The organism is Xanthomonas sp. F14 (assembly GCF_014199865.1).
This window is the reverse complement of sequence record NZ_JACHOM010000003.1, coordinates 128,917-143,216: the sequence shown is the minus strand read 5'-3', so window position 1 is coordinate 143,216 and position 14,300 is coordinate 128,917. Positions and strand designations below refer to the sequence as shown.

Sequence of the window (14,300 nt, the reverse complement as noted above, 5' to 3'; positions counted from 1 at the left end):
GCCTGAAACGGGCGATCGCGCGGGTCCCGCCACGTCCCTATCAGCCCGAAGGTTTCGATGAAGCATCCAGACGCATTGCGCATTGCCCTTGTCGGCATCGGCAAGATCGCCCGCGACCAGCACGTGCCCACCATCGCCGCGCGTGCCGATGTGCAGCTGATGGCCACGGTGAGCCGGCATGGCACGGTCGATGGAGTGCCGGCCTACCACAGCCTGGAAGAGGCCTTCGCGGCGCATCCGCAGATTGAAGCGGTGGCGCTGTGCACGCCACCGGTCGGGCGGCACGCGCAGGCACAGGCCGCGCTGGCCGCCGGGCGCCATGTGTTCCTGGAAAAACCACCGGCCGCCACCCTGGCCGAGATCGACGATCTGCGCGCGTTGGCGCAGCGTGCGCAACGCAGCCTGTTCACCAGCTGGCATTCGCGCTGCGCCGCTGCCGTGGAGCCTGCGCGGGCGTGGCTGGCCGACAAGCAGATCCTGCGCGCGCATATCACCTGGAAGGAAGACATTCGCCATTGGCACCCGGGCCAGGACTGGATCCTGGAGCCGGGCGGCATGGGCGTGTTCGACCCCGGCATCAATGCGCTGTCCATCGTCACGCATCTGCTGCCGCGCCCCTTCGCGCTGCGCGAAGCGGAGTTGCACACGCCGGAAAATCGCCAGGCACCGCTGTATGCCAGGCTCGGTTTTGTCGATACCGCAGGGGTGCCGGTAACGGCGGAACTGGATTTTCTGCAGACCGGCCATCAGCGCTGGGATATCGAAGTGGACACCACCGATGGCCTGCTCATGCTCAGCGAGGGCGGTGCCAGGCTCAGTATCGATGGCCAGCCGCAGCCACTGGAAGCCGCCGGCGAATACGACGGCTTGTACCGGCGTTTCGTGCAGCTGGTGCGCGCCGGCGAATCGGAGGTGGATGTCACCCCGTTCGTGCATGTGGCCGATGCGTTCATGCTCGGCGCGCGCAAGGTCACCGCGCCGTTCGCCTGGTAGCCGGTCGCACCATCCAACGTGTTGCAGCATCCACAACACCGGCGATAAGCCGGTGTTTTCCTATGGCAGGGGGCGAGTGCCTTTGCGATCGGGCTTCAACCACGCAGCGGACGCCTCGTGCTGGCCCGACAGCTCAGCGGCGCCACATGCGTGCACCGCGCGCCGGCAGCGTGAAGGTATAGGAGCCGCTGGAAATGCGCACCACGCTGCCCGAGCCCAGTGCATCCACATAATCCGCATTCCAGTACAGCACGCTGCCATTCATCGCCACGGTGGTGGTGACCGGATTGCCACACTTGTTGATGCCGACGATGCCCAGGCTGCCGCGCCGGAACAGCACATGGCAGGAGCTGGACGACAGCACCTGCATGTCGCTGCCTTGCACGCCGTTGTGGAAGCCGATCATGCGGCGCAGGTCGTCGCGCAGGTAGGCGTTGACCCAGCGGTTGTCGCCGCTTTCGTTGTTGTCGGTGTAGACCATCGGCATGCCGCCGTTGCGGCCGATCAGATACGCGTATGCCAGCGTCTCGTCGACGGGGTCGAGGATGGCGTAGCGGAAGCCGGCATTGTTGGGGATGTCGTGGGTGACGGCGAAGGTCACCGCGCGATTGCCCGGCAACGCCTGTCCGGTGGACGCGGGATCCACCAGCTGCTGCAGGCTGGCGCCAATGGCGAATGCATTGCGCACCGCGTTGAACAACGGGAAGTCATAGGCCGCATGCGGCGTGGACTGCAGGTACGGCGCCAGGAACTGGTCGTAATCGCCATTGCCGCTGCCGCCGCCGGTGATCACTTCGCCGAACACATACACGCCGGAACGAATGCCCGCATCGAAGACCCGATTGAGATGGTCGAAGCTCATATGCTTGGCCGCATCGACACGGAAGCCGGTCACACCCAGGCCCTTCAGCGCTTGCAGATAGGCGCGCTGCTGCTGCACCACCCAATCGTTGCCGACCAGGTCGGGCAGGCCCGGATCGCTGCCGCCACCGCAGATGCGATAGGTGCGCACCTGGTAGGCGTCGTTGTAGTTGGTGATGCACTGGGCCGGACCGAAATCGCTGGCGCTCAGGAAATTCGATTGCAAGGTGCCGAACAGACGCAAGGTGTCGTAACGGCCTGGATTCGCAGCGTATTGCGCGAGCACGGCGCTGCCGGGGTAGTTGAGATCCGAACGTGTCGCGGCCTCGTTGGCCATGTGATTGAGCACCACATCGGCATAGGTTTCCACACCGTTATTGGCCAGCGCCTGCACCATGCGCGAGAACGCGGCGGTGTCGCCCAGCGGGCCATCGATCACGCGCAGATCCTGCGGCTGGTAGCGTGCCCACCACGCGCTGCCTTGCGAGCGATAGGCGGGAGCGACCAACACCTTGCGATAGCCGGCGTCGGCAATCTGCTTGGCGCGTGCCTCTACGGTGGCATACGGCCAATTGAAGGCGTGCAGGATCACATCGGCCTGCACATTGGCGGTGGTCAGCAGCAGCACCAGCGCGGCGAGCAGCAGCCGCGAGCTGCGTTGAAGCCGTGAGGGTGGGGGTGGAGTGTGCGTATCGCGCATCGGATGGATCTCCAGTCGGTAAGCGCGAGCACACGCATGCTGTGCGATGCCCGCATCAAGGCCTCCGGCCCCTGTTCCGGAAAGCGCGCGCACGGCGTGCAGCGCGCGGTGATGCTAAGCGTGCATCGCGGCGCAACATCGCTGTTGTGCATACGTATTCAATGCGAGTACCTGCAAAAAAACCGATGCAGGTCGCGCTTTGCGCGGTGCCGGTGGATCGCGGTACTGCGGTACGGCGCGGTGCTGCAGCCGGGGCGGGCTTGGGCAGTCAGGCTGGGTGGCGCGGGGCGCGGTAAACTGGGCGCACATTCACCGGTTCCCCTCCCATGCGCAATCCGCTGCAAGAACAACTGCTCAAGGCCGGCCTGGTCAAGAAGGCCCAGGTGGACAAGGTCGCGCGCGAGCAGAACAAGCAGCGTCATGCCAAGGGCGCGGCCGTGGTGCCGGCCGAGGTCGACAAGGTGGACGCGGCGCGGCTACAGGCCGAGCGCGCCGAGCGTGATCGCGCGCTGGCCGAAGAACGCAAGCTGCAGCTGCGGCGGCAGGAAGTACTGGCCCAGGTCCGGCAGATCGTGGAGACCAACAAGGTCAAGCGCGATGGCGAGATCGACTACCGCTTCAACGACGGCCGCGTCATCCGCAGCGTGCTGGTCAATCCCACGCTGCGCAGCCAGCTGGCCAGCGGAGCGCTGGTGATCGTGCGGCATGGCGATGGCTTCGAGCTGATTCCGCGCTCCGCCGCCGACAAGATCTACAGCCGCGATGCGGACACTGTGGTGCTGGATCATGGCCGTAGCAGCACGCCTTCGGCGCCGGACAGCGACGACGACTATTACAGCCAGTTCAAGGTGCCGGACGATCTGATCTGGTAGGTGGCCGCATGGCAGGGCTGCAGGCTACCCTGGCGTTCTTTGCCACCCACCACCGTCATGTCCATCGTTCTCACACCGTTTGCCCGCACCCGTCTGTTTCCCCGCGATGGTCGTCGCAACGCCATCCAGGACTGCACGCCCGAGCAGTTCATCCAGCGGCTCAATGAAGAGGCGCCGGTGCGCGTGATCGAAGGCTATGCGCCGTTCTGCCAGCTGCATGTGCACCGCAACTGGACCTCGACGCGCTGCCTCACTGAACCGATCACCGACGACAACCGCCACCAGCTGCGCTCCGGCTACGAGGCACGCAGCACGCAGGAGTTGCCGGTGCTGGTGCGCTGGTTCGAAGGTGTGGAGCCACCGGTGGCGACGTATCTGCTGCCGATCCTCTATAGCCGCGATCAGCTGGCCAAGGAGGGCGCGCCGATCGACGCCGACTGGGGCGTGGTCGGTTGCCTCTACACCACCGAGCCGGAAGAAATTCCGATGGCGCCCATCACCATGCTGCGCAATGCACTGGGCGTGGACGAGGGCGGCTCCGGTGTGGCACTGGACCGTGATGCCTACCGGCGCAGCGTGGCGTTCTGGGAACGCAATGCGAACTGGCGGCCGTAGCGGGCGGATAGCCACGGCGTGTCGTGCAATTCTTCCGCGCGGCAGGGAACGCAGCGCTGCTCTTGAACTCAGGCGTGGCGGTGCGGTGCCGCTCGCCACCGCGGGCGCTTGCTTTCGTCGAGCACAAACGTAGCTGCAGGTGGGACTGCAGAGCCGAGCTGCGTCTGCAGTTTTCGGACTTGCCGCAGCGCGACATTCTCAAGCGCGGCATTGCGTGGATTGCACCGGATCAGCTGCCGGCACCCCTGGCGCAGATGCGTGCTAGCCGACGCCGAGCACGGGCATGTCCGGGGCGACCCATACGACGGTAGTGATCGCGCCTTGCACCAGTCCCTGATCCCTGAGCTGCGCAAAGACGGCCGCCGGCGGCCAACCCGCAGGTGCGTCGGCAAAGGGAACCTGCAGTGACTGCAGCAGGCTGAGGATTTCGGAAAGTTCTTCAGAGCTCTTGAAGCTCAGACTGATGCGGTCTTGCATCGAACTGCCACGCGTCAGCAATCGCTGGCGCATGGCACTGTCGCAGATCACATGGACATGTTGATCCAGGACAGCGGAAACATGGTTCATGCGTTGCAGCCGTTGCTCAGATCTCGCTGAGGATATGGCTGCGGCGCTGTTGGTACTCCGCATCGGTGATCAATTGCTGCGACCTCAGCGTGTCCAGCTCCAGCAGTCTGGCTTGAGCGCTCTTCGGCACTGCTGACCCCGTCGTTGCCACAGTCGATTTGCGCGACGCGCGCTTTGCGACCCAGACGATCAGGCTGATCACGGCAGCAATGCTGCAGAAGAAGAAAAGAACGATGATCCAGTGCCAGATGCTGAAGCCGCCCATGTTGGTTCCTTTTGACGATGGGTGTTACCTAGTGGTTGACCGGTCTTGCTGCCACGCAGGTAAGTCACAAGCCTTGCGCGAGTATCGCACACGGCAACAGCTGGCACGCCGACGGCAAGGCTACCCGGCGTGCTGGATTCCATGGTGTCTTGCTCGAGGCGTTGCATCCATGCGATGCATGTCGATGCCGCATGGCACGAACGCAAATTGGTCGCCATGTGGGGCCGCTTGCACGCGGGGCCATCCAGCATCCTGCAAAGAAAACGGGCGCCTTGCGGCGCCCGTTCTGTTCAAGCGGTGACATCCGGGCAATCAACCGCCCGGCTGATCAGTAGCGGTAATGATCCGGCTTGTACGGGCCGGCCACGTCCACGCCGAGGTAGTCGGCCTGGTCCTTGGTCAGGGTGGTCAGCTTGACGCCGATCTTTTCCAGGTGCAGACGTGCCACTTCTTCGTCCAGGTGCTTGGGCAGGATGTAGACCTTCTTCTCGTAGCTGTCGCGCTTTTCCCACAGGTCGATCTGCGCCAGGGTCTGGTTGGCGAACGAGTTGGACATCACGAAGCTCGGGTGGCCGGTGGCGCAGCCCAGGTTGACCAGGCGGCCATCGGCCAGCAGGAAGATCGCATTGCCGTTGCCGAACACGTACTTGTCGACCTGCGGCTTGATGTTGATCTTTTCCACGCCCTTGAGTGCGTTCAGCGCATCGACCTGGATCTCGTTGTCGAAGTGGCCGATGTTGCAGACGATGGCCTGGTCCTTCATTGCCTGCAGGTGCTCGACGGTGATGATGTCCTTGTTGCCGGTGGTGGTGACGTAGATGTCGCCGCGGCCCAGGGTGGATTCGATGGTGTTGACCTCGAAGCCTTCCATCGACGCCTGCAGGGCGCAAATCGGGTCGATCTCGGTGACGATCACGCGGGCACCGTAGGCACGCAGCGAGGCGGCACTGCCCTTGCCGACGTCGCCATAGCCGCAGACCACCGCGACCTTGCCGGCCAGCATCACGTCCATCGCGCGCTTGAGGCCATCGGCCAGCGACTCGCGGCAGCCGTACAGGTTGTCGAACTTGCTCTTGGTGACCGAGTCGTTGACGTTGATGGCCGGGATCAGCAGCTTGCCGGCTTCGGCGATCTGGTACAGGCGGTGCACGCCGGTGGTGGTCTCTTCGGAGACGCCCTTCCAGTCCTTGACCACGCGGGTCCAGTAACCCGGACGCTCGACGGCCACGCGCTTGAGCAGCGCCTTGATCACGCCTTCCTCGTGCGAGGAGGCCGGCTCGTCGACCCAGGTGCTGCCATTTTCGAGCTCATAGCCCTTGTGGATCAGCAGGGTGACGTCGCCGCCGTCGTCCACCACCAGCTCCGGGCCGGTCTGGGTGCCGTCAGGCAGGGTGAAGGTCAGCGCGTCCAGGGTGCAATCCCAATACTCTTCCAGCGTCTCGCCCTTCCAGGCGAACACCGGCGTGCCGGAGGCGGCGATCGCGGCGGCCGCGTGGTCCTGGGTGGAGAAGATGTTGCACGAGGCCCAGCGCACGTTGGCGCCGATGTCCTTGAGCGTTTCGATCAGCACCGCGGTCTGGATGGTCATGTGCAGCGAGCCGGTGATGCGTACATCCTTCAGCGGCTTGGTCTGCGCATGCTTGCGGCGGATCGACATCAGACCCGGCATCTCGTGCTCGGCGATGTCCAGCTCCTTGCGGCCCCAATCGGCCAGGGAGAGGTCGGCGATCTTGTAATCGGTGTGTGGGGCGATTTTCGTGACAGCGTTCATGCAATAGCTCCGGTAAGCAGATCAATGTCTGCAATGCGGGGCGCCGTTGAACGATGAATGCTTGTCGAGCCTGGCCGTATTTCCTGCACTTTTCGTGCAGTTGGCGGATCAGTCCGCCATACCGGTCGCAGCGCCCCTCGACGAGAGCGTTGATTATATCGGCAGCACCCCCCTCCGGCATGAATTGGCCGGCTTGAAGTGGCACGCGCCCCAACCAACGGCAGGGGAGCGGGGAGCGGGGGGCGCGTGGCTGCTATGGTCCGGAGTCGATCGACACTGGGGATGGACAATGCAGGCGACACCCGATGCACGGCACGGCAGGCGGCAGCAGCGATGGGCCCTGGCAGGCGTACTGGCGCTGAGCGCACCACTGGCTGCGGCCGCAGCCGTCGCGCCGGCTGGCCCGCCTGCCGCTGCGGCAAGCACTGGCTACCAACTGCCCTCCAAGGCGCTGCAGGCAGTGGTGGACGCCCCGCGCGCGCCGCTGCTGCACCTGTCGCCCAAACGCGACCTGGGCGCGATGCTGCAGTTGCCGGCGTTGCCGGACATCGCCGAGGTGGCCCAGCCCGAACTCAAGCTGGCCGGCCTGCGCATCCATCCCAAAACCTTTGCCAGCAGCCGGTTCTCCTTTGCCGACAAGCTGTGGCTGCTGTCGGTGGCCGACGGCAGCGAGCGGCAGATCGCCGGGCTGCCGTCACCGTTGTCGCTGGCCACGTTGAGCTGGTCGCCGGATCAGCGCTACCTGGCGTTCCGCCGCGAGGACGCGGCCAGCGGTGCCAACGAGCTGTGGCTGGTGGACGTGGCGGCCGGGCAGGCGCGGCGTCTGGTGGCCGGTTTGAACACCAGTGTCAACGACGATCTGCGCTGGTTGCCCGATGGCAGCGGCCTGCTGCTGCAGCAGCAAGTGGCCGGGCAGGGCGCGCCGCCCACCCGCGATGCGGTGCCGGACGGCCCGGCGATCCAGCAGACCAGCGCCGCTGCCGGCGTGCGCTCGCTGCCGACCTATCAGGACCTGCTGCGCAACGAGGCCGATGCGCGCGTGTTCGAGTATTACGCCACCGGCCAGCCCATCATCATCAGCGTGAGCGGGCAGGTGCGCCCGATCGCCACGCCCGGCATCTATCTCAATCTGTCGGTGTCGCCGGATGGCCGTTACATCCTGAGCGAACGCAGCGAACGGCCGTTCTCGTATCTGGTGCCGGCGGACAACTTCGCACGCCGTATCGAGGTGCTGGACCTGCAGGGCAAACTGGTGCGCCAGATCGCCAGGCTGCCATTGGTGGAAGGCCTGCCGACCGGCAACGATGCCGTGCCCACCGGCGTGCGCGACATCGCCTGGCGCGTCGATGCGCCGGCCACGCTGGTCTGGGCCGAGGCGCAGGACGGCGGCGACCCGGCACGCGAGAGCAAGATCCGTGATGCGGTGCTGATGCAGGCTGCGCCATTTACGCGCGCGCCGGTCACGCTGGCGCAACTGGGTAGCCGCTTCGAAGGCATCCAGTGGGGCCGCGGCGATCTGGCCATCCTCAGCGAAAGCTGGTGGAAGACCCGCCGCACCAAGCAGTGGCGCATTGCACCGGACCAGCCGCAGCGCGCGCCCGAATTGCTGTGGGACCGCTCCTCGCAGGACCGCTACAACGATCCCGGCACGCCGGCGACCGTGGCCGACGGCAAGGGCCGCACGCTGCTGCAGACCGGCGCCGATGGCAACAGCCTGTTCCTGCTCGGCAAGGGCGCCTCGCCGGAAGGCGACCGCCCGTTCGTGGATCGCTTCGATCTGCAGAGCAGGCGCGCCACGCGCCTGTTCCATTCGCAGGCGCCGAGCTATTCCGCACCGCTGGCATTGCTGGATGCGCAAGGCACGCAGTTGCTGCTCAGCCGCGAGTCGCCCGAGGAGCCGGCCAACTATGTCGTGCAGGCGCTGGGCGATGCAGCGCCTGCGCCGCGGGCGTTGACGCATTTCGCCCATCCGCTGCCGCAGTTGCGCGGCGTGCAGAAGGAGCAGATCCGCTACAAGCGCGCCGATGGCGTGGACCTCACTGCCACGCTGCTGCTGCCGCCCGGTTACGACCCCAAGCGCGACGGCCCGCGGCCGCTGCTGATGTGGGCCTATCCGGGCGAGTTCAAGAGTGCCGACACCGCCAGCCAGGTCACCGACTCGCCCTATCGCTTCAACGCGATCAGCTACTGGGGGCCTCAGGCGTTTCTGGCGATCGGCTATGTGGTGCTCAACAACCCGACCATGCCGATCGTCGGCGAAGGCGATGCCGAACCCAACGACACCTATGTGCCGCAGCTGGTCGCCGATGCGCAGGCCGCGGTGGACGAAGTGGTGCGGCGCGGGGTCACCGACCGCGAGCACATCGCCATCGGCGGGCACTCCTACGGCGCCTTCATGACCGCCAACCTGCTCGCGCACACGCGGCTGTTCAAGGCCGGCATCGCACGCAGCGGTGCCTACAACCGCACGCTCACCCCGTTCGGCTTCCAGGCCGAGGAGCGCAACTACTGGCAGGCGCAATCGGTGTATCAGGCGATGTCGCCGTTCAACTACGCCGACAAGATCAAGGATCCGCTGCTGTTGATCCACGGCCAGGACGACAACAACACCGGCACCTTCCCGATCCAGAGCGAGCGCATGTTCGCCGCGATCAAGGGCCTGGGCGGTGACGTGCGGCTGGTGCTGCTGCCCAACGAATCGCATGCGTATCGCGCGCGGCAGTCGATCCTGCAGATGTTGGCCGAGAGCGAGCAGTGGTTGAAGACCAATCTCGGCGAGCCGATGAAGGAGACCGGCGCGACGCGCACGCGGTGATCGGTGGCGCGCTGGCACCGATAGGAGCGCGCTTGGGCGCGATGCGGCTTTATCGATAACGCCTCGTCGCGCCCGGGTGCGCTCCTACGGCGAATGCGTCCGCCTCGCGTCCCGGGAAGATTCGCTGCGCCGTCCACGCGATTGCCGCGATCACCGGTAGGAGCGCACCCGGGCGCGACGCAGCATGACCAGAACAGCCACCTCGCGTAGCAGCGGGCCTGTCCGCGATGGGGCATCACCGGGAAGCCCCATCGCGCGCCAGCGCGCTCCTACGGGGTCATGGGCAGGCACGATGGTTGGTGTTGAAACCGTCGTGCCGGTCGCGATCATCTAATCCTTTTGGGTTAGTCTTCGACGACTTTGCGCTTGAGAGGGTGTGCGTTTCCGATGAACGAGTACCGCAGCAGTCTTGTGTTCGCTACCCCCGATCTTGCCTTGCGCGACGATGTGCGTCGGCTCGGTGCACTGGTCGGTGACCTGCTCGCCGAGCAGGTCTCTGCGGAATTCCTCGATGAGATCGAACGCGTCCGCACCACGGCGATTGCGCGCCGCGAGAGCGATGCACCGCCGTCGACGCTGAGCGAGCAGCTGGCCGGGCGCGAGCCGCGCGAGGCCGAGTCGCTGGTGCGCGCCTTCAGCACCTATTTCCAGGTGGTCAACATCGCCGAGCGCGTGCACCGCATTCGCCGCCGCCGCGAATACCAGCGCAGCGGCACCGACACGCCGCAGCCGGACGGGTTGCACGATGCCTTGCGCAGGCTCAAGGCGCAGGGCGTGACGCTGGACGAGCTCAGCGAGTGGTTGCCGCGGATCGACGTGGAACCGGTGTTCACCGCGCATCCCACCGAAGCGGTGCGCCGCGCGCTGCTGGAAAAAGAGCAGCTGATGGTCGCCAGCCTGGTCGACAACCTGGACGGCATGCGCACGCCCAACGAGCGCGCCACCGACGCGGCGCGCTTCCGCATGGCCTTGACCGCGTCCTGGCAGACCGCTGACTCCTCGCCGGTGCGCCCGACCGTGGAGGACGAGCGCGAGCATGTGGGCTTCTATCTCACCCAGGTGCTGTATCGCGTGGTCCCGGTGATGTACGAAACCCTCGAACACGCCATCGAAGAAACCTACGGTAGCGTGCCGACCCTGCCGCGGTTGCTGCGCTTCGGCACCTGGGTCGGCGGCGACATGGACGGCAACCCCAACGTGGATGCCGTCACCATTGCCGGCACGCTGGATGCGCAACGGCGTGCGGTGCTGGACCGTTATCAGAAGGAACTCTGGCAACTGGCCAGCCTGCTCAGCCAGTCGACCACGCTGGTGGCGGTGAGCCCGGCATTGAGCGAGCAACTGCAGCGCTACCGCGCGCTGTTGCCGCAGGACGCCGCACGCTCGCGTCCGCGCCACGGCGACATGCCGTACCGGCTGCTCAACGATCTGATGCGCGCGCGCCTGCAGGCCACGCTGGACGATGCCGAGGGTGCCTACACCAGCCCGTCCGAGCTGGAACACGATCTGCAATTGATCCTGGACAGCCTGCAGGCCAACAAGGGCCTGCACGCCGGTTGGTTCGCGGTGCGCCGCCTGTTGTGGCGCGTGCGCACCTTCGGCTTCCACCTAGCGCGTCTGGATGTGCGCCAGGAATCGAGCGTGCATGCACGTGCAGTGGCCGATGCACTCGGCCAGGCGGATTGGGACGAACAGGATGCCAGGCAGCGCGCTGCATTGCTCGGTCCGTATGCAGCCGGCGAGCAGGCATTGCCGCGCGTGGATGACGAAGGCAATGCGCGGCTGGATGCGGTGTTTGCCGCGCTTGCCGATGCGCGCAGCCGCCACGGCGCCGATGCGCTGGGCAGCTACATCATCTCGATGGCGCACAACCGCGCCGACGTGCTCACCGTGCTGGCGCTGGCGCGACGCGGCGGCCTGGTCGACGACGCCGGCGCGGTGCCGCTGGATATCGTGCCGCTGTTCGAAACCGTGGACGATCTGCGCGGCGGTACCGGCACCGTGCAGGATCTGCTGGCCGACCCGGTCTACCGCCAGCATCTGGCCGCGCGCGGTGATACGCAGATGGTGATGCTCGGGTATTCGGACAGCGGCAAGGACGGCGGCATCACCGCCTCGCGCTGGGGGCTGCAGCGCGCGCAGGTGGAACTGCTCGAAGCCGCCGCCGAGTTGGGCGTGCGGCTGACCTTCTTCCACGGCCGTGGCGGCTCGATCGCACGTGGCGGCGGCAAGACCAGCCGCGCGCTGGATGCCGCACCGCGTGGCAGTGTCGATGGCCGGCTGCGTGTGACCGAGCAGGGCGAGGTGATCCATCGCAAGTACGGCATCCGTGCCCTGGCGCTGCGCTCGCTGGAACAGATGACCGGCGCGGTGCTGCTGTCCAGCCTGCGCCCGCGTGCGCCCGAGCCGCGCGAGGATCGCTGGCGGCCGGTGATGGACCTGGTCGCCGAACGCAGCACCGTGGCGTACCGCGCCTTCGTCGGCGCGCCGGATTTCATGCAGTACTTCCGCCGCGCCACGCCGATCGACGTGATCGAACGCATGACTCTGGGCTCGCGCCCGTCGCGCCGGCTCGGCCAGGACGCGGCCTTGTCCAACCTGCGCGCGATTCCGTGGGTGTTCGCCTGGAGCCAGGCGCGTGCGGTGATCCCGGGCTGGTACGGCGTGGGCAGCGGCCTGCAGGCGGCAGTGGATGCCGGGCACGAAGACACCTTGCGCGAGATGGCGCAGGACTGGCCGTTCTTCCGCACCTTCCTCGACGACGTGGCGATGGTGCTGTCCAAGGGCGATCTCACCATCGCCGAGCTGTTCTCGCGGCTGTCGGGCGACCTGCACCAGCGGTTCTTCCCGACCATCGGCGCCGAGCTGGCGCTGACCAAGGGCTGGGTGAAGGCGTTGACCGGCCAGCAGTCGCTGCTGCAGCACGACCCGCGGCTGGCCTTGTCGATCCGTCTGCGCAACCCCTACATCGACCCGATCAGCGTGCTGCAGGTGGACCTGCTGCAACGCTGGCGTGCCACCGATGGCGAGGACGACGAACTGCTGCGCGCGCTGGTCGCCTGCGTCAACGGCGTCTCGCAAGGCGTGCAGAACACCGGCTGATCCGGTTCGCTGATTGGACCGTCGGATTCGATGGTCCAATCCGATCCGACCGTTGGTCGGAGAGGGCGCGAAATCGACAAGCGGACTCTGGCGTAACCGGACAAATCTGTCCGATAATGCCGCGATGACGACTTCCCGCCCTGATGCCGCGCTGCGCCGCCGGCAGATACTCGATGCCGCCGACGAAGTGTTCAGCGAACACGGCGTCAATGCCCCGCTGGAACTGGTGGTCGAGCGTGCCGGCCTTGGCCGCGCCACGTTGTACCGCAATTTCCCCGACCGGCTCGCGCTGATGACCGCGCTGATGACCCGCGGCCTGGATGGCCTGGAGCGGCTGGCCGCCGATCTGGCCGAGCGCCCGGACGGACTGGCCGTGCTGCTGCACGACGTGGCCGAGCACATCGCCCAGTCCGCGCCGCTGGTGGATTTCTGGCGGTCCATCGAACGCGCGCACCCGGCGGTGGAAACCGCCGACCGGCGCGTGGTGCGCATCTTCCTGCCATTCGTGCATCGCGCCCGCGACGCCGGCCTGTGCCGTGCCGATGTCGACGACGAACAGCTGCTGCTGGTGATCGACATGCTGGGCAGCTGCCTGCGCGGCAATGACGAGTCCGAACGCAAACGCCTCGCCCATCGTTCGGCCGATCTGTTGATGCAGGCATTGGGCATGCAGGTGCCGGAAGGCGGCACCCGATGAAACCGGCCACGCGTTCGCGCGTCGGGCGCTGGACGTTGCGGGGGGCGCTGGTGCTGGCCGCGCTCTGGGGCGGGCTGGCGATCTATTTCGCACTGACCGGCAATGCGTTCGTGCGCGCGGCGTGGGTGGGTTCGTGGTGCGCGATGGCAATCGCGGCGTTGTGGGGCCTGCGCCGTGGCCGCGAGAACTGGGCCTTGGTGGGCATCTTCAGTGCGGCATTTGCGGTGCTGGCGGTGTCGTGGTGGATGATGCAGCCCAGCCAGGACCGCGACTGGGCCGACGATGTCGCCCAGCGCCTGCAGCCCGAGGTGCACGGCAACATCGTCACGCTGCACAACGTGCGCAATTTCGACTGGCATAGCGAAACCGACTACCAGCCGCGCTGGGAAACCCGCCAGTACGATCTGGACCGTCTGGTCAGCGCCGATCTGGCGCTGTCGTACTGGATGGGCCCGGCGATCGCGCACACCCTGGTGTCGTTCGGTTTCGACGACGGCTCGCACGTGGTGTTCTCGCTGGAAATCCGCAAGGAGCGCGACGAGTCGTTCTCGGCATTGGGCGGGTTTTTCCGCAGTTTCGAAGAGACCCTGGTCGCCGCCGACGAGCGCGACATCCTGCGCGTGCGCACCAATGTGCGCGGCGAGGACATGTATCTGTATCGGCTGGCGATTCCCAAGGCCGGGCTGCGCCGCATGTTCATGGGCTACGTGGGCCTGGCCAGCGACTTGAATCGCGCGCCGGCGTTCTACAACACGCTCACCAGCAACTGCACCACGATCGTGTTTGCGTTGGCGCGGCAATTGCAGCCCACATTGCCGCTGGATCATCGCCTGCTGCTGTCCGGCTACGCCGACGCATACGCCTACGATCACGATGGGCTGATGCCCGGCTACGACTTCGCCACACTGAAGCAGCGCGGGCATTTCACCGCACGCGCGATCGCTGCCGACAAGGCGGCCGATTTTTCCGAGCGCATCCGCGCCGGCATGCCGCAGGCACCGGCGCCTGGGGCCACCGCGAGCGCACCCCGGTGAAGGCTTGC

General features: G+C 66.4%; 11 protein-coding genes and 1 riboswitch. Of the genes, 7 read left to right on the top strand and 4 right to left on the bottom strand.

The genetic code is table 11. The annotated features are described in order from the left end of the window. Positions 1–57 precede the first annotated feature (57 nt). A complete protein-coding gene (locus GGR73_RS12095; RefSeq protein ID WP_167708451.1) occupies positions 58–993 on the top strand; it encodes a Gfo/Idh/MocA family protein in 936 nt (311 codons plus the stop codon). A gap of 133 nt (positions 994–1,126) precedes the next feature. Here GGR73_RS12095 and GGR73_RS12090 read toward each other — a convergent pair whose 3' ends face one another. Beyond that, positions 1,127–2,497, bottom strand: coding sequence for an alpha-amylase family protein (locus tag GGR73_RS12090; protein WP_024938324.1), 1,371 nt, complete (start codon positions 2,495–2,497; stop codon positions 1,127–1,129). Between the two features lie 383 nt (positions 2,498–2,880). On the opposite strand from GGR73_RS12090, the gene GGR73_RS12085 reads away from it, so the two are divergent. Further along, positions 2,881–3,426 carry a DUF2058 domain-containing protein gene (locus GGR73_RS12085; RefSeq protein ID WP_184457096.1) on the top strand — a complete coding sequence of 182 codons (546 nt, stop codon included), beginning with the start codon at positions 2,881–2,883 and terminating at the stop codon, positions 3,424–3,426. A gap of 57 nt (positions 3,427–3,483) precedes the next feature. After that, the gene (locus tag GGR73_RS12080) at positions 3,484–4,041 is read left to right on the top strand and encodes a DUF3228 family protein (protein WP_184457093.1); all 558 of its coding nucleotides are present in this window, start codon (positions 3,484–3,486) and stop codon (positions 4,039–4,041) included. Positions 4,042–4,302: 261 nt separating this feature from the next. Here GGR73_RS12080 and GGR73_RS12075 read toward each other — a convergent pair whose 3' ends face one another. From GGR73_RS12075 to ahcY, 3 genes are all read right to left on the bottom strand, one after another. After that, entirely contained in the window at positions 4,303–4,608 is a 306-nt protein-coding gene (locus tag GGR73_RS12075; RefSeq protein ID WP_184457091.1) for a hypothetical protein, read from the bottom strand. A 16-nt stretch (positions 4,609–4,624) separates the two neighbouring features. Beyond that, positions 4,625–4,873, bottom strand: coding sequence for an SHOCT domain-containing protein (locus GGR73_RS12070; RefSeq protein ID WP_046345726.1), 249 nt, complete (start codon positions 4,871–4,873; stop codon positions 4,625–4,627). Between the two features lie 328 nt (positions 4,874–5,201). After that, complete coding sequence (ahcY, locus tag GGR73_RS12065; protein ID WP_016902210.1) at positions 5,202–6,644, bottom strand: adenosylhomocysteinase; 1,443 nt, start codon at positions 6,642–6,644, stop codon at positions 5,202–5,204. 31 nt (positions 6,645–6,675) lie between these two features. Next, positions 6,676–6,789: riboswitch (S-adenosyl-L-homocysteine riboswitch) on the bottom strand. Positions 6,790–6,984: 195 nt separating this feature from the next. Here ahcY and GGR73_RS12060 point away from each other — a divergent pair. From GGR73_RS12060 to GGR73_RS12045, 4 genes are all read left to right on the top strand, one after another. Continuing rightward, entirely contained in the window at positions 6,985–9,459 is a 2,475-nt protein-coding gene (locus tag GGR73_RS12060; protein WP_435014919.1) for a prolyl oligopeptidase family serine peptidase, read from the top strand. Positions 9,460–9,846: 387 nt separating this feature from the next. Next, positions 9,847–12,561, top strand: a complete 2,715-nt coding sequence (gene ppc, locus GGR73_RS12055) for a phosphoenolpyruvate carboxylase (protein WP_184457087.1) — start codon at positions 9,847–9,849, stop codon at positions 12,559–12,561. Between the two features lie 124 nt (positions 12,562–12,685). Then, positions 12,686–13,258 carry a TetR/AcrR family transcriptional regulator gene (locus tag GGR73_RS12050; protein ID WP_184457085.1) on the top strand — a complete coding sequence of 191 codons (573 nt, stop codon included), beginning with the start codon at positions 12,686–12,688 and terminating at the stop codon, positions 13,256–13,258. Continuing rightward, on the top strand, positions 13,255–14,292 hold the full coding sequence (locus GGR73_RS12045; RefSeq protein ID WP_184457083.1) for an Lnb N-terminal periplasmic domain-containing protein: 1,038 nt from the start codon (positions 13,255–13,257) through the stop codon (positions 14,290–14,292). Before GGR73_RS12050 ends, GGR73_RS12045 begins: the two co-directional genes overlap by 4 nt. Positions 14,293–14,300: the final 8 nt, after the last annotated feature.